This window comes from Flavobacterium sp. ov086 (genome assembly GCF_900187965.1).
Classification (GTDB): Bacteria; Bacteroidota; Bacteroidia; order Flavobacteriales; family Flavobacteriaceae; genus Flavobacterium.
On the sequence record NZ_FZNL01000008.1, the window covers coordinates 1 to 24,575 of the forward strand.

Genomic DNA, 24,575 nt, shown 5'->3' on the forward strand with positions numbered 1-24,575 from the left:
GTTGAGCCGGCGGAGGGACTCGAACCCACGACCTGCTGATTACAAATCAGCTGCTCTAGCCAACTGAGCTACGCTGGCGACTCATTACGGGTGCAAATATAAAATGGATTTTTGTAATTTCCAAAATAAATTTACTGCTTATTTTAATAAAAAACCACCACTAAAAGTGATGGTTTTGTTGAGCCGGCGGAGGGACTCGAACCCACGACCTGCTGATTACAAATCAGCTGCTCTAGCCAACTGAGCTACGCTGGCGACTCATTACGGGTGCAAATATAAAGCGGTTTTTCGTTTTACCAAAATAAATTTGCACTTTTTTATACTTTTTTTTGCTTACAATTCGTTGATTTTAGCAATCAATTGATTAGCAGTTTCTTCCAATTCAACATTGATTTGTTTGAAGTGTGCTTTTTTGTTTTCAACGTTCTTAGCATTCACTTTTGTGATCAAAGTATCAAATGCAGCAATAGCCTGATCGATCAAAGCATTCGTTTCTGGAGTTGGATTTCCTGTAGTAGACATTTCAAATAAGTAAATTGCCTCAATAATATCTCCTAATACGAAGTTGATGTCTTTCTTTAAATTTTTAACGTTTGCCATTTTTATTTTAATTTTAATTTGCGTCTGCAAAAGTACATATAATCTTTATATTTAGCCCTATGAAATGTAAATTTCTAAAATTGAAGCATTTCCATCTAAAATAAATGCATTTATCTCAGCCGGAACCAGAACAGTATCTCCTTTTTTATATCCTTGTTTAAAACCGTCATATTCAATTTCAAAACTTCCTTCGATACACATATATACTGTAAAAGTCGCTCCTGATTTAGTAACGTTTATCTTTTCTTTTAAAGGAATAAAAGTGGTAGTAAAATAAGGACAATCAACCACAACATTCGACGTATTGTCTTTAGTCTCGTATTTCTTTTGAGTATCTACCTTATTATAGTTTATAGCGTCGAGGGCTAAATCTACATGAAGTTCTCTTTTATTTCCTTGTGCGTCTACCCGATCAAAATCATACAAACGATAGGTAATATCAGAGGTTTGTTGAATTTCGGCCACTACAAGTCCGGCACCAATAGCATGAACAGTTCCGGTTTCTAAAAAGAAAACATCCCCAACTTTTGCCTTTACATCATCTAAAATTGAAACGAGCGTATTATTGTGCAAATGCTCTAAATATTCTTCTTTACTGGAATCTTCTTTAAAACCAACAATAATTCGGGCATCAGTATCGGCTTGCAACACGTACCACATTTCGGTTTTACCAAAAGAATTATGACGTTCTTTTGCCAATTTATCATTTGGATGTACTTGTATCGAAAGATCTTCGCGGGCATCTAAATATTTAAAAAGTAACGGAAACTGTTTTCCAAAACGTTTATAAACTTCCGTTCCCAGAATTTCGTTTGGTGTTTCATCAATAAGCTCCATTAATGATTTTCCATCCAGAACTCCATTTGCAACCGTACTCACATCGCCTTCTACTGTAGACAATTCCCAACTTTCACCGGTAATCTTAGATACAATAGGTTTATTAAGAACTGTTTTTAGTTTTTCTCCTCCCCAGATTCTTTCTTTCAAAATGGGGTGAAATTGTAATGGGTATAATTTTGGCTTCATGAATTTATTTATTTTTCGGCTAATATCTTTATTATTCAAATACCGATATAATACTATTTTTTAGTTTTACAATACTAATTCTTTAATCGTCTCAAGTGCTTTCGGAATGTGTTTGGCAGCGTTCATACTATCAAAAATCAAAATAACAACACCATTTCGATCAATAACATATGTTACCCTACCCGGTACAAGACCAAATAAAGTGTTACGGACCCCAAAAAGGTGTCGTAATCTTTTATCCTGATCAGATAATAATATAAAAGGCAAATGATGTTTTTTGGCAAATTTTTGATGTGACTTCACATTATCACTACTTATACCAATAACCTCAGCACCTAAGTCTTTAAAATCTTCGTATTGATCCCTAAAACTACAGGCTTCAGTAATACAACCCGGCGTGTTGTCTTTTGGATAAAAATAAATCACAAGAGGTTTCCGCCCCAAAACGCTTTTGCTTTCAAAAACTTCTCCATGACTATCTTTTGCAGTAAAATTCGGAACTATATCTCCTATTTTTAATGACATTTATTATTCTCCTTTATAAGTTACAAAATTGCGATCCGTTTCATTCAAAACGATTTCTAAATCAAAATCGGCTTGAATTCTTTTTCTAATTTTATTCCATATCACAACCACAATGTTCTCTGCGGTTGGATTCAAATCTTGAAATTCCGGAACATCCAGATTCAGATTTTTGTGATCAAACGGTACTTCTACTTCTTCGCGTATAATATCCGCCAATACTTTCACATCTAAAACAAAACCAGTCTCCGTGTCAATTTTTCCTGTAACACTTACTGTTAAACCATAATTATGACCATGAAAATTAGGATTATTACATTTTCCAAAAACGGCATTGTTTTTCTCAAATGTCCAATCTTTCCTGTGCAATCGATGTGCAGCATTAAAATGTGCTTTTCTTGATATGGTTACTTTCATTTAGGTTTTTGGTTAATATGGTTTATATTTTGTGGTCTTCTAAATAATGATAAAATTCATCAAAAATTATTTTGAACCAAACGGTATAAATTTCGGGCTGCTTTTCAATATCATTCTTTACATCTTCAATCTTCATCCATTTCCAGGCTTCAACTTCATCAAGATTTATGTTTGCATTGTCATTATAATATCCAATCATAACGTGATCCAGTTCGTGCTCTGTAAGACCATTATCAAAAGGAGCTTTATAAATAAAATGAAAGAGTTCTTTCAATTCGGTTTTAAAACCCATTTCTTCAAACAATCGTCGGCTTCCTGCTTCAATATTTGTTTCTCCTTCACGCTGATGACTACAGCAAGTATTTGTCCAGAGTAAAGGTGAGTGGTATTTTTGATGAGCACGCTGCTGTAGCATAATTTCGTTCTTGCTGTTTAGAATAAAAACTGAAAAAGCGCGATGTAAAAGTGCTTTTTCGTGTGCTTCTAATTTTGGCATTAGGCCAATTTGCTCATCATTTTGATTAACTAATATTACGTTTTCTTCTATCATTAGGGCGTTTTGTACAAACAAAAATACGAAAAAAGAAATGGCTTGAAAATCTTAGAAAAGATTGTGAAAAGTTTAACGAGCATTGCATTTTATACAAAACTGATTTACAGATTTTTACAATCAAAGTTCTTCATAAAAACCTTTAAAAATAAGACTTAAAAACTGTAACTTCTTATTTTTCGTAAATAATAAAAAGTTAAAACATACTTAAATAAATCTGAATTGTAAAGTACACGACATTTCAAGGTAAAATCTCGTTGTATCTTTGAAATAACGAATTAAAGCACACAAAAACAATGAAAACAAAAACTCAAATCTTTAGCCTTTGCTTTTTAATTCCGCTCTTTATTCTACAGGCATGTGGACAGAGCGCAAAAAAACAAACCACAAAAACAGTGGTCATGGAAAACAAAATCTCTAAACCCGGAAATCCTTATTATTCAAATACCGACACAACAAAGCTAAATGTGAGTAATGCCGAATGGAAAAAAGTACTTCCTGATGATGTTTACGCCGTAATGCGCGAAGCTGATACTGAAAGACCTTTTACCGGAAAATACTGGAAGTCTGACGAAAAAGGAACTTACTACTGCGCTTCTTGCGGTAATAAACTTTTTAGATCTGGTGCTAAATTCGCAAGCAGCTGTGGATGGCCAAGTTTTTTTGAACAAGACAACAAAACCAGTGTGGTTTACAAAAATGATAACTCTCTTGGAATGGAAAGAATCGAAGCTCTTTGCGGTCGTTGTGGAGGACATTTAGGGCATTTATTTGATGACGGACCTCCTCCAACAGGAAAACGCTATTGCATGAATTCCATAGCACTTGATTTTATTCCTGATAATAAATAATTAAAGACATGAAAAATACCATTTTAATTTACCTTTTTGCCTTATCCTTAAACGGATTTGCACAAAATAAAAAAGCGTCAAACCTCGAAACTATTACACTTGGCGGTGGATGTTATTGGTGTGTAGAAGCGGTTTATGAAAATCTGGACGGAGTTAAATCTGTTGTTTCCGGATTTTCAGGAGGAAAAGTTGCCAATCCATCTTATGAGGAAGTTTGCACGGGAACAACCGGTCATGCCGAAGTAGTTCAAATTACCTATGATAAAAACGTAACTGACATTAATGAAATTTTCAAGGTTTTCTTTACCGTTCACGATCCAACAACCTTGAACAGACAAGGTGCAGATGTTGGAACTCAATATCGCTCTGTGATTTTCTACAAAAACGAAGAACAAAAAAAGGCTGCTCAAAGTATTATCGCAGAACTTAACAAAGCAAAAGTTTATGATAGTCCGATTGTAACAAAAGTAGAACCTTTTAAAGCTTTCTATAAAGCAGAAGATTATCATCAGAATTATTACGCCAACAATAAAAACCAACCGTATTGCAAAATGGTAATTCAGCCTAAAATTGAAAAATTCGAAAAGGTTTTCAAAGACAAACTCAAAAAGAAATAAAAACACTTTATAAAGGTTAACACTAATTGCCGTCCATTTTATGGACGGTTTTTTTATGCTTTTTTTGCCACGAATTTCACTAATTCACGCTAATTTTATAGTTATAATTCTAAAATTTAATTCGTAAAAATTCGTGGCATACTAATTTTGAAAAATGATTATCACAAAAACAGACAAAATTTTACAAGATCCTAATATTCATTTTAATCAATTGCCACAAAAACAGAACTGATTTTTACCGTACTTTGCATTCTTAAATACATTAAAAATGAAAGCACTTACCTTCTCTACTTTCGGGAATTCTGATGTTTTAGAATATATAGAAATTCCAAAACCGGAATTAAAAAACGATGAAATTTTAGTCGAAATGAAAGCCATCGGATTAAATTTTGCTGATGTTTACAGACGAAAAGGAAATTATCACTTAAAAGGAAATCCGCCTTTTATTGCAGGTTACGAAGGCGCCGGAATTGTTGTTGATGCAAATAATCATTCTGAATACAAAGTTGGAGATCGTGTGGCTTTTGCCGATGTTCCTTTTGCAAATGCAGAATTGGTTGCAGTCAATGTAAATCATGTTCTCCCTTTACCGGAAGCCATTTCTTTTGAAACCGCTGCTGCTATTTTACTACAAGGTTTAACAGCACATTATTTAGCAACCGACAGTCACAAAACTCAAAAAGGCGAAACCGTTTTAATTCATGCCGTTGCTGGCGGAGTTGGACAAACCTTAACTCAAATCACTAAACTTTTAGGTGCTAATGTTATTGGTTTAACCTCATCACCTGATAAAGCCAAGGTTGCTATCGAACAAGGCGCAGATCATGTTTTTCTATACAATGAAGATTGGAAATCGGATGTTTTTAAAACTGTCCCAAATGGTGTCGATGTAGTTTACGACAGCATTGGAAGTACATTGAAGGGAAGTTTTGAAGTCACCAAAGAATGTGGGCAAGTTGTTTTCTTCGGAATGGCAGGCGGCGATCCCGAACCTGTAGATCCAAGAATGCTAATGGATACTTCAAAAACATTAACCGGAGGAGATTTATGGAGTTATTTAAACTCTAAAGATGAAAGAATCAAAAGAACCAATCAATTGTTCAATTGGATTATCGAAGGAAAAATTACGCTTTCGACACCAACATCTTTCAAATTATCCGAAGGAAAACTAGCGCACGATTATCTGGAAAGCCGAAAAAGTACAGGGAAAATAATTTTAATTCCTTAAATAAAGTTTTTCGCCACGAATTCACGAATTATTTTAAAAACTTAATTCGTGAATTCGTGGCGATTATTTTTTATTCAAAAATCTATAAAATCTACAACTGATTAATCTCAATCTTTGTCAACTCAGACAATTCTAAAATTCTGTCTACATCATTTTTATTTGCCACAAAAAACAAATAATTATCTCCATGTGTATCGTAAGTCATCAACTCAAGATTACGTTTCTCTAAAGCCGATTGAATATACGGAAACAAATCGTGGCTATAAGTTTCTTCCGGATATTCGAAATTCAAATCTTCACCTATCATTTCTGAGATAAAATATTCTGCATCTTCGGGATCAAATTTCCAATCGCTGTTCCAGCAATCTATACTTTCGAAGAAACTCCAATGATTTGCAACGATCTCGTGATATTCTTTTGATTCCTTTTTAAAATTCTTCAAAAGCTTTTTAGACTGCTTCTGAAGTAACTTTTCATCGACATTTCCTCTTGAAACCAGTTTTATAAATTCTTCAAAAATTTCCTGTGTCAATTCAACTTCTTCAGGCAACAAATTCTCATCAGAAGGGAGATTAACATTTTCCGGAATTGCAATATTTAAGTGTTGACAAATACCTTGTAAAACTCTTTCAAATTCTTTAAAACCTATTTTCTGAACATCATTTTTTGGATCATTAATGTCAATATATTCTGTATCAAGTATTCCTCTGGTATAATCCAGAAAATAACTGTTATTATACAAAATTCTAAAATCGTTGGTTTCTAAACTGTTTGTACAACAAAAGAAAATAGCGAAATTATGCAAAACATGTTTTAAATGCTTTTTCATTTCCGGAGTTGGCGGCTCAGTATAAAACTGAATATGGATATAATCGTATTCTAATTCTGCCTGAATATCCTCTTCAGAAATAGCCCCAATATTAAGCTTTTTATACAATTCGTTTAAAACTTCATAAGCATTTTCAAAACCTGCTTTCTTAATTTCGTTTTGCGCATCTTCATTATTAAATGAATTTGGAAACGAATATAAATTCACCGAAACTGTATCATGAATCCCTTTCATTTTAAACTCAAATCTATTTTCTTCATTATATAAAGAAGCGTAAATAGAATCAATAACATCAAAAGAAACAATTGATTTTGGGTCGTTATTTCTACCAAAGAAATTAGAAAAGAAGTTTTTCATAAAAACATATTATTTTAGAGTTTCAGCAATCATTAATGCACATTTTTCGCCGTCAATTGCAGCAGATATAATTCCGCCGGCATAACCTGCACCTTCTCCACACGGATATAAACCTTTTATTTGCAAATGCTCATAAGTTAGAGGATCTCTAGGAATTCGAACCGGTGACGAAGTTCTGCTTTCCGGAGCATGCAAAATTGCTTCGTTAGTCAAATAACCTCGCATCGATCTTCCGAATTCTTTAAATCCTTCGCGTAAAATCTGTGATAAAAAACCAGGAAAAACCTGCCCCATCTCTACCGAAGTTGTTCCGGGAACATAAGAAGTTTTCGGAATATCTGCTGAAACTTTATTTTGTGTAAAATCAATCATTCGTTGCGCCGGAACTTTCTGCGTTTCTCCAGCCAAATGCCAAGCTTTTTGTTCAATACTTTTCTGGAACTCCATTCCCGCCAAAGCACCAAATTTTGCAAAGGGCTTAAAATCTTCCAATTTTAATTCGATTACAATTCCCGAATTTGCTGTAGCCTGATCACGTTTAGATGGCGACCAACCGTTTGTAACCACTTCACCCGGGCTTGTAGCACAAGGCGCAATTACACCTCCCGGACACATACAGAATGAATACATTCCACGGCCATTAACTTGTTTTACGATAGAATACGGAGCCGGAGGCAAATGCTCTCCGCGATAATCGCAACTATATTGAATACTATCTATTAATTCTTGTGAATGTTCTGCACGAACACCCAAAGCAAAAGGTTTTGCTTCAATAAAAATTTTCTTTTTATCTAATAATTCAAAAATATCACGTGCCGAATGTCCGGTTGCTAAGATTAATTTATTAGCAAGAATCTTATCTCCGTTTTGTGTTACGATTCCTTCAACTTCATTATTTTTTACCAGAATATCAGTTACCCTTGTATCAAACAAAACCTGACCACCAAACTCGATGATTTTATTTCGGATATCTTCAATGATTTTTGGTAATTTATTCGTTCCGATATGCGGATGTGCTTCTACCAAAATATCTTCAGAAGCTCCAAAAGCTACTAGAAGTTCTAAGATTCTGGTTACATCTCCACGCTTTTTAGATCGTGTATATAATTTTCCATCAGAATAAGTTCCTGCTCCTCCTTCGCCAAAACAATAATTAGAATCTTCGTTCACCAAATGATCTACATTGATTGCTTTTAAGTCACGTCGCCGTCCGCGAACATCTTTTCCACGCTCGATTACAATTGGCTTTAAGCCTAATTCAATTAATTGCAGAGCAGCAAAAAGTCCCGCCGGACCTGCCCCAACAACAATCACTTCTTGTGCCGATGATACATCCTTATATATAGGTAGCTCAATTTTTGTTTCCTGAAAAGGTTCTCCCTGCAAATAAATAATAACTTTCAAATTGATTTTGATCGCTTTTTGACGTGCATCAATAGATCTTTTTAAAATAGAAACGTGTTGAATTCCCTTAGAAGAAACCTTTATTTGTTTAGACAAATAGTCTTTTAGCAACAATTCGTTTGCAGCTATTTCCGGAGTTACCTGAAGTAAAAGTTCTCTTGGCATTTTGTTTTATTTATTCAATTAGCTTTTCTATTTATGAAAAGAACATGCAAAAATAACATTTTGAAATGACTTTATATAATTAACCGCAAAGTGCGCTAAGATTTTTAATGGTATGGTTTTATAAAAACACAAAGTTCGCAAAGCTATATCAACAGAAAGCTTTGCGAACTTTGTGTTTTCTATGAGCAAAGTAAAATTAAATCTCAGCACACTTTGCGGTTAATTATATAATAACTTTTCTCCTCTTCCTAAAATAGACTTTGTACCTTTGCCTCTCTAAACCTTTGCACCTTTAAAAAAATGTCTAGAAAAATAAAACTAATATGGGATTTCCGTGGTCCGGCATCGGCAAAAACTGCTGAGCATCACGAAATTCATTTGAAAGAATATATTGTGATAGAAAAACTTCCGCTAAATATTACTGGGTTTAAAATCATAAACGAAATGCAGGCAATCGCTTTTATGGTTGTCACTGACGAAAATATGATTCAGGTAAGAGATGCTTTGAAACCGCATCGTGGGGAAGTATATACGGAGTAAAATTCCAAATTTTTAAATTCCAAACTCCAATTACTATGGAAAATTTCAAATAAAAAAATCCAAATTCCAAACTATCGCTAGCACTTGGAATTTGGAATTTAAATATTTAGTATTCCAAAATTGGAATTTAACTTTAGTTCGCTACTTCACTAATAAATTTAATTCGCATTAAACGCAATTCATCAATATCATAATCACCATCGAATTCTTTAAGAGCATCTTCGATTTTGTCTGATTCTGATTCCATGAAATAGTCGTGAATTTCTTCTTGCTGATCATCATCAAGCATATCATCAACCCAATATTTGATGTTTAGTTTTGTACCTGAATAAACGATTTGCTCCATTTCCTTGATCAAAGCATCCATAGACAAACCTTTTGCAGAAGCAATATCATTCAAGGATAATTTTCGATCTATATTCTGAATGATGTATAATTTATTAGCTGAGTTTACTCCTGTAGATTTCACCACTAAATCATCTGGGCGGATAATATCATTATCTTCTACATAACGACTGATTAGAGCAACAAATTCTCCTCCGTATTTTTTTGCCTTACCCTCTCCAACACCATGAATATTGTATAATTCAGTTAAAGTCATTGGATATTTTAAAGCCATATCTTCAAGAGAAGGATCCTGAAAAACTACAAACGGAGGAACTCCTAGTTTCTTCGCCACTTTTTTACGCAACTCGCGCAACATTCCCATTAAAACTTCATCGGCTGTTCCTGACGATTTTGCTGCTGTTACGATTGCTTCGTCTTCAGATTCATTGTATTCATGATCTTCGGACATCATAAACGAAACTGGTTTTTTAATGTAGTTTAAACCTTCTTTAGTGATTTTAACCACACCATAAGTTTCAATATCTTTAGACAAATAACCTGCAACTAAAACTTGTCGAAGTAATGCCATCCAATATTTTTCGTCATGATCTGAACCTGATCCAAAAAATGATTGTGTATCTGTTTTGTGTGCTTTAATTACCGCATTTATGCGACCTATTAATGTGAACACAATTTCTTTTGATTTATAAATATGTTTGGTATCGCGAACAATTTCCAATAATTTAACGACTTGCTCCTGGGCTTCGATTCTTGTTTTAGGATTACGAACGTTGTCATCCATATCTGCACCTTCGCCTGTTTCGCTGTCAAATTCTTCACCAAAATAATGCAACAAGAATTTTCTACGTGACATTGAGGTTTCGGCGTAAGCCACAACTTCCTGCAATAAAGCAAAACCAATTTCTTGCTCAGCAACTGGTTTTCCGGACATAAATTTCTCCAGCTTTTCTACATCTTTATAAGAGTAATACGCCAGGCAATGTCCTTCGCCTCCATCACGTCCGGCACGTCCGGTTTCCTGATAATAGCTTTCAAGTGATTTTGGAATATCGTGATGAATTACAAAACGAACGTCTGGCTTATCAATTCCCATTCCGAAGGCGATTGTTGCCACAACCACATCTACGTCTTCCATCAAGAACATATCCTGATGTTTGGCGCGGGTTTTAGCATCTAAACCTGCATGATAAGGAACGGCACTGATTCCGTTAACTTGTAAAACTTCGGCAATCGACTCTACTTTTTTACGGCTTAAGCAATAAATAATTCCGGATTTGCCTTTATGTTGTTTGATAAATCGAATAATATCCGACTCTATATTTTTCGTTTTTGTGCGAACTTCATAGTACAAGTTCGGTCTGTTGAATGATGCTTTAAAAGTGTTTGCATCAGACATATCAAGGTTTTTCAGAATATCTTCCTGAACTTTTGGGGTTGCAGTTGCGGTAAGTCCAATAATAGGAACTTGTCCTAATTGTTTAATAATGTTTTTCAGATTTCTGTATTCGGGCCTAAAATCATGCCCCCATTCTGAAATACAATGCGCTTCATCTATCGCAACAAATGAAATTGGCACGCTTTGCAAAAAAGCAACATATTCTTCTTTAGTCAAAGATTCTGGTGCGACATACAAAAGTTTGGTTAAACCAGATGTTATGTCTTTTTTAACCTGCGCAATTTCTGTTTTGGTAAGAGACGAATTTAACACATGGGCAATTCCGTTTTCTGAAGAGAGGCTTCGAATGGCATCAACCTGATTTTTCATCAAAGCAATTAAAGGAGAAACAACTATTGCTGTTCCGTCCTGAATTAAAGCGGGTAATTGATAACAAAGAGACTTTCCACCGCCGGTTGGCATAATTACAAAAGTATTCTTTTTATCTAAAATACTCGTAATGACTTGCTCCTGCAAGCCCTTAAATTGGCTAAAGCCGAAATACTTCTTTAATTCCTTGTGTATTTCAATTTCGTTTGAATTCATTCTTTATATTAATGGATATTTTGTATAAATTTGCAACACATAAAGATACAACTTTCTTTTATACATACAAATTTTAAATATTCTGTTTTGATCACAAAAGAAAATATATTGGCAATCGCCAAAAAAACCATACTATCTGAAAGTGAAGCAATTACAAAGTTAATTGATTTTCTGGACGAAAATTTCTACGAAGCAACACAGCGCATTTACGAAACCAAAGGTCGATTGATCGTTACCGGCATTGGAAAAAGCGCCATTATTGCTCAAAAAATGGTTGCCACTTTTAACTCTACCGGAACGCCATCTATGTTCCTACATGCTTCAGAAGCCATTCATGGAGATTTAGGAATGATACAAAAAGAAGACATCATTATTTGCATTTCGAAAAGCGGAAACAGCCCTGAAATAAAAGTTTTAGTTCCTTTATTAAAACGTTTCGGAAACACTTTGATCGCGATAACAGGAAATATGACTTCGTTTTTAGCCAAAGGTTCAGATTATGTTTTGAACACAACGGTTGACATGGAAGCTTGTCCTATAAATCTGGCACCAACAAACAGTACTACTGCACAACTTGTAATGGGCGATGCTCTTGCGGTTTGTTTGATGGAAATGCGTGATTTTAAACCTGAAGATTTTGCGGTATATCATCCGGGAGGTGCTTTAGGGAAAAAATTATTACTTCGTGTTAAAGATATGATTGAACATTCGTTAAAACCAATGGTCGATCCGGGTACTTCAATCAAAAAAGCTATTTTTGAAATATCAGAAAAAAGATTAGGTGTAACTGCCGTAATCGAAAATAATAAAATCGTTGGAATTATCACTGACGGAGATATTCGTAGAATGCTTAACGACAGAGATACAATTGCAGATTTAACGGCTAAAGATATTATGTCAAAAAATCCTAAAACAGTATCGTCAGAAACTATGGCGGTTGATGCTTTGAATATTTTAGAAGATTTTTCTATAACACAATTGATTGTTTCAGACAACGGCGAGTACAAAGGAGTATTACATTTACATGACATTTTAAAAGAAGGAATCGTATAATGGCAAAGAAAAACCTTGGCGAGATGTCATTTTTAGACCATCTTGAAGAATTAAGATGGTTATTAGTAAGAAGTACAATTGCAACAATGATAATGGCATTTGCTACTTATTTTGTTAGTGATTATTTATTTGATAAAATTATCTTAGGCCCAACCAGACCTACTTTTTTTACCTATGTATGGTTTTGTGATTTATCACATCAATTAGGTTTTGCGGATAGCATCTGTATTACCGAATTGAATTTCATCATCCAAAATACAGAAATGGAAGGCCAGGTTAACATCTTTGTATGGATGTGTCTTCTGGCTGGTTTCATCTTGAGTTTCCCTTATATTTTATGGGAAATTTGGAAATTTATCAGTCCTGCATTATATGTAAAAGAAAGAAAAAATGCTAAGGTATTTATATTCACTTCTTCTCTACTTTTCTTTTTAGGAGTATTATTTGGATATTTTGTAGTAATCCCAATGTCTGTAAATTTTGTTGCTACTTTCTCTGTGAGTGATGTGGTAAAAAACCAATTTACGCTAGACTCTTATATGGGAATGGTAAAAACAAGTATTCTTGGTAGTGCAATCTTTTTTGAATTGCCAATCGCTATTTATTTCTTAACTAAATTAGGATTAGTAACTCCTGATTTTTTAAGAAAATATTGGAAATATGCCGTAGTAATCATTTTAATTATTGCCGCAATTGTAACCCCTCCAGACGTAGTAAGTCAAACTATTGTAGCAATACCAATGTTGCTTATCTACGAAGTGAGTATCCTGATTTCGAGGATTGTTTATAGAAATAAATTGAAAGAAAATGTCTGATATCATACAAGAATTTAACGACTATCGTTCTAAAATGAACGAAAAATTATTAGCTGACAATAACAAAATTGTTAAGCGAATTTTTAATCTTGACACCAATGCTTATGCTCCGGGAGCTCTTGATGTAAAAACAAAAGAACTTTTAGGATTAGTAGCTTCAGCGGTTTTACGTTGTGATGATTGCGTAAAATATCACTTAGAAACAAGTCATAAAGAAGGCGTTACTAAAGAAGAAATGATGGAAGCAATGGGAATCGCAACTTTGGTTGGAGGAACAATTGTAATCCCTCATTTAAGAAGAGCTTACGAATTCTGGGAAGCTCTAGAAGAAGAAGCTGCAAATTAGAAAATGTGTCAATTAGAGAATTAGATAATTTCCTAAAAACTGTAATTATCTAATTTTGAAAGCGCAATATTTTGTTAATTCATTTATCTGATTGATTATTTTACTTTTAATTTGCCTCTTCTAATAAATTTTAAAATTGAATTGAGTTAGTTTTTCAATTATCTCATTTTCAAATTATCTAATTATCTAATTAAAATAATGAAGCTAAGAGCCGATAATTTAATCAAAACCTACAAAGGTCGTAGCGTTGTAAAAGGAATTTCTGTTGAGGTAAATCAAGGAGAAATCGTGGGACTTTTAGGTCCGAATGGTGCGGGGAAAACAACTTCGTTTTACATGATTGTAGGGTTGGTAAAACCAAATTCAGGAAATATTTATCTGGATGATTTGAACATTACCGATTACCCAATGTACAAACGTGCTCAACAAGGAATTGGTTATTTGGCGCAAGAAGCTTCTGTTTTTAGAAAGTTAAGTATTGAAGATAATATTCTAAGTGTTTTGCAATTGACTAAACTTTCAAAAGAAGAGCAGATTGCAAAAATGGAAAGCTTAATTGAAGAATTCAGTTTAGAACATATTCGTACGAATCGTGGAGATTTACTTTCGGGAGGAGAACGTCGTCGTACTGAAATTGCACGTGCTCTGGCAACTGATCCAAAATTTATTTTATTGGATGAACCTTTTGCGGGAGTTGACCCTGTTGCGGTTGAGGATATCCAGAGAATTGTCGCACAGTTAAAAAATAAAAACATCGGAATCTTAATTACCGATCACAACGTTCAGGAAACTTTGGCAATTACCGATAAAACATACTTAATGTTTGAAGGTGGAATTTTGAAAGCCGGAGTTCCTGAAGAATTAGTTGAAGACGAAATGGTTCGACGTGTTTATCTTGGACAAAACTTCGAATTACGTAAAAAGAAACTTGAATTTTAAAAAAGTTATATAGCAATGGTAAAAAGTGAAATGTAAATTACTTTTTACCTTTTTTTTTACAAATTACATTTTTCATAAATTTCTCAAATGAATTCACAAAAACCAACTCAGCAAGATTACAACAATTGGCATAACGATCCTAATAATTGGCATTTAGGAATGTTTTATTATAACAAGGAAGACAAAAGGATGTTTGTTCCCAAAAAATTAAAATGGGCCGGTTTTACGATAAACTTTGCAAATACAAAAGCAATTTTAATTACGATTGCTTTCCTTTTCTTCATATATACTTTGACACAACTGAAATAAAAATAAACAGTCACAATTTTCGACTACTTTATAGTACTGAAAATTGTGACTGTAAACTTTAGTCTACGGTTATAAACTGCAATTGCTCTAAATCGCCATTGTAGATATTAACATCAACACGATGTTTGATTCCGGGCAAAGATGCTTTCTCCGTAAATTGCCAAAAAAGCCAATCTGGTTCTATTTTCTCCCTGTAGAAATTATAGTTGGCAATCCAAAATAGATATCCTCCAAATTCTTCTTTCAGGAAATCGTCATAATAACGCTCTCCCGTATAAATTATAGGACGAACCTGATAATGTGTTTCTACTTTATTAAGCCAACGTTTCAATCCTTTTTTTAAACTATCCAAAGATTGATTCTTTGGTAATTTTTCTATATCCAAAACAGGTGGTAAATCGCCTTTTTGCAATTTTACTGTTTTAATAAAAAGATTTGCCTGCTCGATAGAGTTTTCATTTGGGCGGTAATAGTGATAAGCACCTCGCATAATTTTATGCTTTTTGGCACCTTCCCAATTTCTCTCAAACTGTCCATCAACTCTGTCATTTCCTGCCGTAGCACGAACAAAAACAAATTTAACAGGATATTTTTCTTCCAGAACTTCAACTTCATCCCATTGAACTTTTCCTTGAAATTCAGATACATCAATACCTATTACTTTTCCTTTATGGTTTTCGAGAACCTGAATATTTCTAACATCGGAAAGATGTTTATCTACCTCATCTTCATCTAAAACCTTATTTGATTTAAATCCAAGATAATATGCCAGTCCATCACGATAATGATAAACTGTGCTAAAAAAAAGTAATACTAAAAAAAAATAAATAATGAAACGAAGTCCACTTGCCAAAAATGATCTTTGAGGTTTCGTCTTTCTGGAATAAGAAGTTCGTCGTGTAGTTGTTTTTCTTGCCATTCAAATAAAACTACTTTTTCAAAAACAAATTATTCACTACTGAAAGTAATACATAAAAAATGATAATTAAAGGAATTGCTATGTATTGAAGCGACACTAGCAATATCAAAGAAATCACTAAAAATATTATTTGCAGCACATTATCCTTTATAGTAAACTTTTTAATTTTTAAAGCAAATAACGGAATTTCGGCATTCAAAATATAAGCACTACACAAAGTAATCACTAATAAAACCCATTGATTAGTTAATATTTCAAGCATCAATAAAGAATCTGAAAATTTTAAAACCAAAGGTAAACTCAATATAAAAAGAGAATTTGCCGGAGTTGGCAAACCAATAAACGAATCCGTTTGACGTGTATCAATATTAAAATTAGCCAATCTGTAACAAGATCCTAAAGTCACGATAAATCCTAAAAATGGAATAGCGGGATTTGTTCCTAATTCATGTGCACTGTTTAGAAACAAACTATACATCACAAAACCTGGCGCAACACCACTCGTTACCATATCAGCCAAAGAATCTAACTGCAAACCAAGCGGACTTGAAACTTTGAATAATCGGGCGAAAAAACCATCAAAAAAATCAAAAAAGATTCCTAAACAAACAAAGTAAAAAGCCAATTCATAATTAGAAGAATCGCCCGTTTCTATAGCTTTAGAAATAAAAACAACTGCAATACAGCCACAAAAAAGATTGATTAATGTAATTAAATTAGGAATGTGTTTTTTAATATTCATCTTTTAAAATTTTAGATAATGATAGGGGACAAATTTAGCATAATATGTCTATGCAATCTGCGTTTTTGCAAGAGTTTTTTATTCGAAAATTTGACTTTCGCAATATTTATCAAAAGGAATAAATTTGCTGAGTAAAATATTATATTTTTGGTAAAAATTAAAACAAACTTCGGTTTGCAAAAAAATATCCGTTGAAGAAAATCCTTGCGTTTTTATTATTTAGTAGCTGCACCGTACACTATGGACAAACTGTTCGAAAATATTCGAATGAATTTATGAATATTGGTGTCGACGCTGCCGCATTAGGAATGTCGAGTGCCGTAGTTGCTTCTACAAATGATGTCAATTCTGTCTATTGGAATCCAGCAGGTTTAACGCACCTTGAAGATCATCAGATATCTTTAATGCACGCCAATTATTTTGCTAATATCGCACAATACGACTATATAGGCTACGCAAGCCCAATTGATGACAGAAGTGCCTGGGGAATTTCGATGATTCGTTTTGGTGTTGATGATATTATGGATACTACTCAATTGATCGACAATCAGGGAAACATTGATTACAACCGAATTAGATTATTCTCTACTGCTGATTATGGTTTTACTTTTTCATATGCCAGAAAACTACCTGTTGAAGGATTTCAATATGGTGTAAATGCAAAAGTAATCAGACGAATTATAGGGAAATTTGCTAATTCCTGGGGTTTTGGTTTTGATGTTGGATTACAGTTTGAGCGAAATGATTGGAAATTTGGTTTGATGCTTCGAGATATTACTACAACTTATAATGTCTGGAATATTGACGAAAAAGAATACGAAAAAATTGCCAACGCTATTCCGGGAGAAAATAATACATTACCTGAAAGTACTGAAATAACACTCCCAAAAGCACAATTAGGAGTTTCAAAAAGGTTTGATTTCCACAATGATTATAGTCTGTTAGTTGCTACAAATCTAAACATGCGTTTTGAGCAGACTAATGATATTATATCGACAAAAGCTGTAAGTATTGATCCTGCAGTTGGTTTTGAATTTGGATATACTGATCTCGTATTTTTGAGGGCGGGAGCGGGAAATTTTCAGAATGTAACACAATTAGACAATACCGAAAAAGTAAATTTTCAACCTAATATAGGTTTAGGTTTTAAGTACAAAGGCATTCAGGTTGATTATGCTTTGACAGATTTAGGCAATCAAAGTACAGCTTTGTACTCAAATATTTTTTCTTTAAAGGTAGATTTAGGTATCTTTAGATAATTTTTATAACCCCTTTAAACTTCTTAAAATTTTAAATTATGAAAAATGTCATTTTCAAAAAAGCACTTTTTAGTTTACTATTCTTACTGAGTTTTATTGGTTTCAGTCAAAATTTACCTTTATCCAAAGAGGCTAAAATAAGTGTTATCACTTGTGGATTAGGTAACGAAACATATTCTTATTTTGGTCATACAGCCATTCGTGTTGCTGATCCTGCAAACAATATTGATCTGGTTTACAATTATGGCGCTTTTGATTTTTCGACTCCAAATTTTGTGATGAAGTTTGCAAAAGGTGATTTACAATATTTTGTTGTTGTACATCCATTTGTAGATTTCATGAATGAATATACATATGAGAAAAGAAGTGTTTTTGAACAAGAACTTCTTATTTCGCAGGAGTCTAAACAAAAGCTTTTTGATAATTTAAATACAACCTTACTTTCAGAAGACCGTTATTATACCTATAAATTTATTGATAAAAATTGTACTTCAATGGTTGTTGATATTATCAATAAAACTTTGGGTGGAGCAGTAATTACAAAAAAAGGAGATACTGATATTACTTATCGCTCTATTCTATTTCCTTATTTTGACGGACATTTTTACGATCAATTAGGAACAAGTATTATTTTTGGAACTAAAGTAGATCAATTAGGAACCAAAATATTTTTACCTTTTGAATTGAAAAACAGTTTAGAAAAAACTACTTTTCAAAAGCATCCTTTAGTAAGTACAAGTAAAACATTACTTAACTTTGAAAAAGAAACACCAAAATCCTGGTGGAATAACATTTATTCGTATCTAATTATTCTTGCTTTTATTGTTGTAGTACATAACAAAGTAGTAGATAAAATCTATCTTCTGATTGTATCTTTTGTGGGGATATTTTTTGTTATTATGGGATTTTATTCTTTTCACCACGAACTGGCGATGAATTACAATGTACTCTTGTTTAGTCCGCTTTTATTGCTTTTACTTCTTTTCTCAATACTAAAAAATAAAAGATGGACGTATCGATTTGCAGTTTTACATTTGATTTTTCTGATAATTTATACTATTTTCTTAATCAATAAAGCCCACTTTTTTATTGTTTTACCAATGATAATTACAAGCGGATTTGTTTTAGTAAGAGTAGCAATCCGAAACAAAAAACGTATTCCAATTATTATTTAATCTATTGTCCCCGATAGAATAAAACTGTTGTAACCGTTTTAAAAGTGATACTTAAATCAAGAAAAATACTTCGATGTTTGATATAATATAAATCATACTGAAGCTTAATTAAACTCTCATCTATAGATTCTCCATAAGAATAATTAACCTGCGCCCAACCGGTTAGTCCAGGTTTTATTACATGTCGGGTTTCGTAAAAAGGCATTATTTGAGCAATTTCATCAACAAAAAAAGGTCTTTCAGGTCTTGGCCCAATTACAGCCATATCTCCTTTTAGAATATTAATAAATTGTGGTAATTCGTCAATTCTTGATTTACGCATAAATTTCCCAAATGGAGTTACACGTTTATCATTTGAAGCTGCAAAAACAATCCCGTTTGCCTCTGAATTTTCTACCATTGTTCTAAACTTATAGATTTTGAAAACAATGCCGTTTTTACCTACTCTCTCTTGCGTATAAAACAAACTTCCTTTATTGGCAAACAAGTTTCCAATAAAAATAAAAGGAATAAAAACAACACAAATTAACAACCCTGTAAAAGATAAAAAAAACTCAAACAATCGAATAAACGACAAATACAACTTATTGTTATTACTACGGCTAAAAGGAAAAAAGCGATAGAAATCTCTCGAAATATAGTGAACTGGAATGCGATGTGTTTTACTTTCATAAACTTGTGTGTACTCCCTTATTATATTTCCTGACTCTAGTAAATGAAGTAATTGTTGGTATAAATCGGCGGTGATTCCATCTGTTTTCTGAGAAGCAATAACAATTTCCGAAACATTATTTTTGCTTACAAAAGATTCCAGATCATTCTTTTTAATCTCTTTTACGTAATGAAATTTCAAATTTTCCTCAGACATTGAGTCTGAATTTACAAAACCAATAATTTTATAATGCGGATCTACATTTTCAAGCCCTAAAACTAATCCTTCTACCTGATCCTGATCGCAGATTAAAACTACATTTTGGGAAAAACGATGTGATGCCAAAAAAAGCGCATAAAAAAAACGCCATAATAATATAACACTCAATATTGAAAAGTAAAAGATCAATACAATTAATCTTTGCTTAGGAAGTTCCGGAGACAAAACAGGTGTAAACAGATATACCAAAGCTGCTGTAGTAGTTGTAAGGACTACACTTCGAAGAATTTGAAATTGATTACTGGCAACTTGCAAATTATACATTTCGAAAATAGTTCCAAAAGCATTGATATAGCAAACGAGTAAAACTGGACCAAAATAACTACTACTTTCCAAAACAAAATAGTGATAATCAAATATTAAACTCAGCAAGTATAAAACCGAAAAAACAAAAAAAGCATCACAGACACGAAGCAAAATTTTTCTTTCCGAGATTTCGAAGTGCATTTTTTTATTTGAAAGCATTTGTTCTATTTGTTTAGGGGCGTTAAACTGAGGCAAATATATTATAAAAAAGAGAACTTAATCGATCGAATTTTCTGCTCTTTCAGGAATTTTAACTTGAACTAAAAGAAGTGTCATACCATACATAAATGCAGGCGCTGCGATTCGCATCGCGGCATGATTTATTGTTAATAACCAAAAAACATAAAATGATAAAAAATACAGATGCTGCCGGTTGTTTATATATAACACAAACGGAGTAATAAATAATATCAAAAGCCCAAAAATACCAAATAGTCCATGTTCGCAAAGCATTCTTGTTATTTCATTGTGCGATGCCACGACCTCTCCCATAAGTTCAATCCTTTTAAATTTACTTAATCCTGCACCTACTCCCAAAATAGGATTGTCCAAGAAAAGCTTGATCTCTGCGTCCATAATCTCTTCTCTACCTCCCAAACGATCTTTTTTTACTCTTCCTAAACCATCCTGATTTGCATATCTTTTATTAATTAAACCACTGGTCTGAAGTGAACTATAAGTCCAAATCCCTGTAGCCATAAAACCCGTTAAAAGAAAAACCAAAGTGAACTTTCTTTTACCTCTGGCATTTGAAAAATAATATAATAGAAATAACAGACATACAATCATAACAACAGCAGTAATAATACCACCTCGAGAAAAAGTCACAATACCTCTGTAACTAATAAATATCAATAAACTTGCATTTACTAACATTTCAAATTTTGACTTTGAAAATAATATTAACTGGGTAAAAAAAACAAATATCCCAAATCCTAAAATTGTTGAAACTTGATTTGGGCCAAACCCACCAGAAGTTTCAAAGTTAGACTGTGTGCCTGAAACTACATCTTTCACACTTGGATTATAAAGAAACAAGTATATTGTTGTAGTTATAATTGGCAGCCCCATGGTAACTAAAAGATTTTGAAGATCTGTAAACAAAATTTTTCTTTTAAACATGTATATCGCACATACAGCTAAACAAAACGGTCCCGATAAGTTAAAGAACAATACTTTCTTTACATCTATATTAAAATTCTCAAAGCCGGAGGTAATTAAAATACCGGGGACGAACAAGAGTAAAAAAAATACATAGATGACTGAATTCGAAAAAAAATTGCTATACATCATGCCACAAATCATAAAAAACATGACGCAAAACTTCACATATTCATTATTAAAATTACCTCCTGTCATACGAAGAAAAACCTCTACACCAACTAGATATGCTGCAACAAACAATACTTCATTATTTTTATTCTTAGTTCTATACACTAAAAACATTCCAACTATTGGAATTAAAAGCGCATAAATCTTAGATAAAAAAGGCATAACAAAGACTGCCAAAGCAATTGCTGCATGAATTAAAATTAGGTAGACATATGATAATTTTATATTTTTCATTGGTTTAAAGGCCTTTTTAAGTGGTAGGAATAATTAAAGAACCCAACCATGAAATGTATTTTTTTACGATTGATTCCTCGCTATAATTTAATTCAATTTGTTTATTCAAGTTCATTCCCATCTGCTTCCTTAAATTTTGATTTTCAATTAATTTTTGAATTGACTCTACAAAATGATTTAAGTCATTTGACTTTACAATAAATCCTTCGTTTTCAGAAGTAATTACTTTTGAAATTTCTCCAACATTTGTAGCTACAACAGGCAATTTATGCAAACCATATTCTAAGACTGCCAATGAAAGTCCCTCTGAAAATGACGGCAAAACGGCTATTTCTGATTGTTCCAGTGCTGAAGCAATATTATCTGTTGACCCATAAAAAAATACGGTTTCTTCGAGTTTTAAATTATTGACTTTTTGATTTAAAATATGAGAATATGAATCCTTAAAATCTTTTCCAATTAAGTGAAAGGTCCATTCAGGAAATTTTTTATGAATTAAATTAGCCGCATCAATCAACAATTCATGATTTTTTTGAGGACGTAAATTAGCTACACAAATAATCCTCTTAGCCGGCAATCCTTTTAAAGAAACTTCATTTTTTAAGAGAATAGAATCGCCAATAAAATTAGGAAAATATGTGATACTAGAACACCATAAATAAGATTGGGCCCAGTTTTTTAATGCTGAATTTACAGAAATTATACCCGTAAAAAAAAATGATCCAATTTTTAAACCTATATTTTTTCTTGATGATAAATCCTGAGAAATTCCATAATGATCGTGCCAAATAATTTTAACTTTCGGAAAGGTAAGTTTAACTAAAACTGCAATAAAAAAAGAGGAGCTGTGAGCATGAATAAAGTTGATTTTATTTTTCTTTATATATGTTCTAAGCCGAAAAACAGCTTGAAAATCAATTTTCCTCTTTTTATTGAGAAATAAATAATTAACACTTTTATCTATCTGCCCCAAAAGCAATCCTTCCTTTCGAGTTGCAATTAATCCCGAAAACGCAATCTTTTTAGATAAGCCATTTGCATAAATTACGGACATCCGTTCTGCGCCACCTGCTTCTAATGAATCTATAATTTGTACAATTCTCATTTTATTAAGAGCTTTTTTATTTCAGATTCAAAAAGATCCGTTGTATAATTTTGTGACCAATCACAAGCTAATTTACTTTTAGCAGTAAAGTTCTTTTCATCATTAATCAGTTCATGAATTTGAAGTAAATCTTTATTAATATCCATATCTAATAAAATCCCTCTCTTACCATTATCTATCATAAAAGGTACACATGAAACTTTTGTAGCTATCGGAACACATCCCCAAAACATACCTTCGGCAACTACTTTTGGCCAACCTTCGCTTTTAGAAGGCAAAATAACAAAATGACTTTCCTGATATGCTTTTTTTATAATTTCTTTACTTTGATTTCCTTTAAAAAAAACAAACTTTTCTAATTTATTGTCTTTAATATATTTTTCCAAATGTACTCTTTCCGGACCTTCTCCATAAATATTCAATACGATTTTGTTCCCTTTCTTTAATAATCCTTCAACTAACTGCAAAGCATACATTGGATTTTTTCCTGAAGTTAGGCTTCCAACAAAAACAAATTGTTGTTGTTCCTTAAAATCAGCCTTAATACTTGTTTCTTTCTCATTTTCAGAATATGTCGCAGTAAAAAAAGATTTTATATTTTTTGACTGTCTTTCCCAATTTCCATAAACCAAGACCTGTATGTTCCTTGTCAAAAAGGTATTATTTAGAATGTATTTTTGTATTTTGTATGTCCATGGCTGTTTACTTTTGGGATCCCAATTTCCCGCATATTTAGCTGACTTAATTTTATTTGGAAATAGAATCTGAACAAAACATCCTAATAAACCAACATTTCCGGGACAACGCAAATGAATATGATCTGCATTTTTCATAGCTTTAAACAAAACTACACAATTATAAACGCTACTAAATAAAGACTTTACAATGCTTTTGAAAGTTTTTAAATTAGAATCAACCAGTTTAAAATGAAACGGAATCTTAAAAGGTATTTCAGAAATTAAAAGTCCGTTATCTTCATTCCAAACAGGACAACAGAAAATAATTTCATCACTAAACTTTTTCAAAATAACTAATTCATTTACATAAGGACTATATGCATAAATACTTCCGTCTTTATAAATTAAGGGTGCCGTCGATACAATTAATAATTTCATCAAATGTAACCTTTTGATCCCTTATAGGAAATTATTATAGCCGGTACTCCTAACACAACGACATCATCCGGAAAAGAATCCTTTACCATAGAACATGCGCCAATCAATACATTGTTTCCGATAGTGATCTTACCTGCGACCACTGCATTAGCACCAATGTAAACATCGTTGCCTAAAACTGGTGTTCCTCTATTTTCATCAACACCCGAAACACCTATAGTTACTCCTTGTGAGATATTACAATTATCTCCAATTATAACATTTGAATTTAAAATTATACCTCCAAAATGTGCAATGTAAAAAGAATGCCCAATTTTTACAGAGTACGGAATTGAAATACCTGTCATCATCTCAATAGCTTTTTGCCATATTAAAAACAAAAAAAGTACTGGAACCTTAATAATTCTGACTCTTAAATTTGCGTAAATATAGTGAGCAAGTCTGTATTGAAAAGTTGCCCAAAAACCTTGGGTAAAAAATACTACAGTAAAAAAATTACCACCATATTTTTGATACTTTTTATAATCTGAATGAATAAGTTGAAATAATTTCATCTCTTA

The 24,575-nt window shown here is 32.7% G+C and carries 26 protein-coding genes and 2 tRNA genes; 11 read left to right on the forward strand and 17 right to left on the reverse strand.

Translation table 11 applies throughout. From position 1 onward, the window contains the following. Positions 1–4: 4 nt before the first annotated feature. From CHB81_RS10380 to idi, 7 genes are all read right to left on the reverse strand, one after another. A tRNA-Thr gene (locus tag CHB81_RS10380) sits at positions 5–78 on the reverse strand. A 103-nt stretch (positions 79–181) separates the two neighbouring features. Further along, positions 182–255, reverse strand: a tRNA-Thr gene (locus CHB81_RS10385). Positions 256–333: 78 nt separating this feature from the next. After that, positions 334–600: a hypothetical protein gene (locus tag CHB81_RS10390; RefSeq protein ID WP_026982865.1), complete on the reverse strand. Its 267-nt coding sequence runs from the start codon at positions 598–600 to the stop codon at positions 334–336. A 57-nt stretch (positions 601–657) separates the two neighbouring features. Next, entirely contained in the window at positions 658–1,626 is a 969-nt protein-coding gene (locus CHB81_RS10395) for a type I phosphomannose isomerase catalytic subunit (RefSeq protein WP_089351838.1), read from the reverse strand. A 66-nt stretch (positions 1,627–1,692) separates the two neighbouring features. Next, positions 1,693–2,151, reverse strand: a complete 459-nt coding sequence (locus CHB81_RS10400; RefSeq protein ID WP_089351839.1) for a peroxiredoxin — start codon at positions 2,149–2,151, stop codon at positions 1,693–1,695. 3 nt (positions 2,152–2,154) lie between these two features. Beyond that, positions 2,155–2,565, reverse strand: coding sequence for a 6-carboxytetrahydropterin synthase (locus tag CHB81_RS10405; protein ID WP_089351840.1), 411 nt, complete (start codon positions 2,563–2,565; stop codon positions 2,155–2,157). Between the two features lie 22 nt (positions 2,566–2,587). Further along, positions 2,588–3,115 (reverse strand): isopentenyl-diphosphate Delta-isomerase, encoded by a 528-nt coding sequence (gene idi, locus CHB81_RS10410; RefSeq protein ID WP_089351841.1) that lies wholly within the window; start codon positions 3,113–3,115, stop codon positions 2,588–2,590. Between the two features lie 296 nt (positions 3,116–3,411). Here idi and msrB point away from each other — a divergent pair, with 296 nt between their 5' ends. From msrB to CHB81_RS10425, 3 genes are all read left to right on the forward strand, one after another. Further along, positions 3,412–3,966: a peptide-methionine (R)-S-oxide reductase MsrB gene (msrB, locus tag CHB81_RS10415; protein ID WP_089351842.1), complete on the forward strand. Its 555-nt coding sequence runs from the start codon at positions 3,412–3,414 to the stop codon at positions 3,964–3,966. A gap of 8 nt (positions 3,967–3,974) precedes the next feature. Then, positions 3,975–4,583, forward strand: a complete 609-nt coding sequence (gene msrA / locus CHB81_RS10420; protein ID WP_089351843.1) for a peptide-methionine (S)-S-oxide reductase MsrA — start codon at positions 3,975–3,977, stop codon at positions 4,581–4,583. A gap of 268 nt (positions 4,584–4,851) precedes the next feature. After that, positions 4,852–5,811 carry a quinone oxidoreductase gene (locus CHB81_RS10425; RefSeq protein ID WP_089351844.1) on the forward strand — a complete coding sequence of 320 codons (960 nt, stop codon included), beginning with the start codon at positions 4,852–4,854 and terminating at the stop codon, positions 5,809–5,811. Positions 5,812–5,902: 91 nt separating this feature from the next. On the opposite strand, the gene CHB81_RS10430 is transcribed toward CHB81_RS10425, so the two are convergent. Both CHB81_RS10430 and CHB81_RS10435 read right to left on the reverse strand, forming a co-directional pair. After that, positions 5,903–6,997: a hypothetical protein gene (locus CHB81_RS10430; RefSeq protein WP_089351845.1), complete on the reverse strand. Its 1,095-nt coding sequence runs from the start codon at positions 6,995–6,997 to the stop codon at positions 5,903–5,905. Between the two features lie 9 nt (positions 6,998–7,006). Continuing rightward, positions 7,007–8,566: an NAD(P)/FAD-dependent oxidoreductase gene (locus CHB81_RS10435; RefSeq protein WP_089351846.1), complete on the reverse strand. Its 1,560-nt coding sequence runs from the start codon at positions 8,564–8,566 to the stop codon at positions 7,007–7,009. Between the two features lie 300 nt (positions 8,567–8,866). Between CHB81_RS10435 and CHB81_RS10440 the strand changes: the two genes are divergently transcribed. After that, positions 8,867–9,106: a hypothetical protein gene (locus tag CHB81_RS10440; protein WP_089351847.1), complete on the forward strand. Its 240-nt coding sequence runs from the start codon at positions 8,867–8,869 to the stop codon at positions 9,104–9,106. 133 nt (positions 9,107–9,239) lie between these two features. Here CHB81_RS10440 and recQ read toward each other — a convergent pair whose 3' ends face one another. After that, positions 9,240–11,435, reverse strand: coding sequence for a DNA helicase RecQ (gene recQ, locus CHB81_RS10445; RefSeq protein WP_089351848.1), 2,196 nt, complete (start codon positions 11,433–11,435; stop codon positions 9,240–9,242). Between the two features lie 87 nt (positions 11,436–11,522). On the opposite strand from recQ, the gene CHB81_RS10450 reads away from it, so the two are divergent. From CHB81_RS10450 to CHB81_RS10470, 5 genes are all read left to right on the forward strand, one after another. Next, positions 11,523–12,488, forward strand: a complete 966-nt coding sequence (locus tag CHB81_RS10450; protein ID WP_176427516.1) for an SIS domain-containing protein — start codon at positions 11,523–11,525, stop codon at positions 12,486–12,488. Further along, a complete protein-coding gene (gene tatC / locus CHB81_RS10455) occupies positions 12,488–13,303 on the forward strand; it encodes a twin-arginine translocase subunit TatC (RefSeq protein ID WP_089351849.1) in 816 nt (271 codons plus the stop codon). The genes CHB81_RS10450 and tatC overlap by 1 nt, the downstream gene beginning before the upstream one ends. After that, on the forward strand, positions 13,296–13,649 hold the full coding sequence (locus CHB81_RS10460) for a carboxymuconolactone decarboxylase family protein (RefSeq protein ID WP_007803834.1): 354 nt from the start codon (positions 13,296–13,298) through the stop codon (positions 13,647–13,649). Before tatC ends, CHB81_RS10460 begins: the two co-directional genes overlap by 8 nt. Positions 13,650–13,847: 198 nt before the next feature. Beyond that, positions 13,848–14,588: an LPS export ABC transporter ATP-binding protein gene (gene lptB, locus CHB81_RS10465; protein ID WP_053470913.1), complete on the forward strand. Its 741-nt coding sequence runs from the start codon at positions 13,848–13,850 to the stop codon at positions 14,586–14,588. An 87-nt stretch (positions 14,589–14,675) separates the two neighbouring features. Continuing rightward, positions 14,676–14,897, forward strand: coding sequence for a DUF5808 domain-containing protein (locus CHB81_RS10470; RefSeq protein ID WP_089351850.1), 222 nt, complete (start codon positions 14,676–14,678; stop codon positions 14,895–14,897). A 58-nt stretch (positions 14,898–14,955) separates the two neighbouring features. On the opposite strand, the gene CHB81_RS10475 is transcribed toward CHB81_RS10470, so the two are convergent. Together CHB81_RS10475 and CHB81_RS10480 are read right to left on the reverse strand one after the other, a co-directional pair. Continuing rightward, the gene (locus tag CHB81_RS10475; RefSeq protein ID WP_089351851.1) at positions 14,956–15,816 is read right to left on the reverse strand and encodes a glycoside hydrolase family 25 protein; all 861 of its coding nucleotides are present in this window, start codon (positions 15,814–15,816) and stop codon (positions 14,956–14,958) included. 10 nt (positions 15,817–15,826) lie between these two features. Further along, the gene (locus tag CHB81_RS10480) at positions 15,827–16,558 is read right to left on the reverse strand and encodes a phosphatidylcholine/phosphatidylserine synthase (protein ID WP_089351852.1); all 732 of its coding nucleotides are present in this window, start codon (positions 16,556–16,558) and stop codon (positions 15,827–15,829) included. Positions 16,559–16,833: 275 nt separating this feature from the next. Between CHB81_RS10480 and CHB81_RS10485 the strand changes: the two genes are divergently transcribed. Together CHB81_RS10485 and CHB81_RS10490 are read left to right on the forward strand one after the other, a co-directional pair. Next, the gene (locus CHB81_RS10485) at positions 16,834–17,817 is read left to right on the forward strand and encodes a PorV/PorQ family protein (protein WP_089351853.1); all 984 of its coding nucleotides are present in this window, start codon (positions 16,834–16,836) and stop codon (positions 17,815–17,817) included. A 38-nt stretch (positions 17,818–17,855) separates the two neighbouring features. Then, a complete protein-coding gene (locus tag CHB81_RS10490) occupies positions 17,856–18,992 on the forward strand; it encodes a DUF4105 domain-containing protein (protein WP_089351854.1) in 1,137 nt (378 codons plus the stop codon). Position 18,993: 1 nt separating this feature from the next. Here the strand turns inward: CHB81_RS10490 and CHB81_RS10495 are convergent, their stop codons facing one another. From CHB81_RS10495 to CHB81_RS10515, 5 genes are read right to left on the reverse strand one after another with little or no spacing between them, the layout of a single operon-like run. Further along, a complete protein-coding gene (locus tag CHB81_RS10495; RefSeq protein WP_089351855.1) occupies positions 18,994–20,388 on the reverse strand; it encodes a sugar transferase in 1,395 nt (464 codons plus the stop codon). Positions 20,389–20,445: 57 nt separating this feature from the next. Next, positions 20,446–21,795 (reverse strand): O-antigen ligase, encoded by a 1,350-nt coding sequence (locus CHB81_RS10500; protein WP_089351856.1) that lies wholly within the window; start codon positions 21,793–21,795, stop codon positions 20,446–20,448. Positions 21,796–21,811: 16 nt separating this feature from the next. Next, complete coding sequence (locus tag CHB81_RS10505; RefSeq protein ID WP_089351857.1) at positions 21,812–22,900, reverse strand: glycosyltransferase; 1,089 nt, start codon at positions 22,898–22,900, stop codon at positions 21,812–21,814. Beyond that, on the reverse strand, positions 22,897–24,015 hold the full coding sequence (locus CHB81_RS10510) for a glycosyltransferase (RefSeq protein WP_089351858.1): 1,119 nt from the start codon (positions 24,013–24,015) through the stop codon (positions 22,897–22,899). The genes CHB81_RS10505 and CHB81_RS10510 overlap by 4 nt, the downstream gene beginning before the upstream one ends. Next, complete coding sequence (locus CHB81_RS10515; protein WP_089351859.1) at positions 24,015–24,569, reverse strand: serine O-acetyltransferase; 555 nt, start codon at positions 24,567–24,569, stop codon at positions 24,015–24,017. Before CHB81_RS10515 ends, CHB81_RS10510 begins: the two co-directional genes overlap by 1 nt. Positions 24,570–24,575 lie beyond the last annotated feature (6 nt).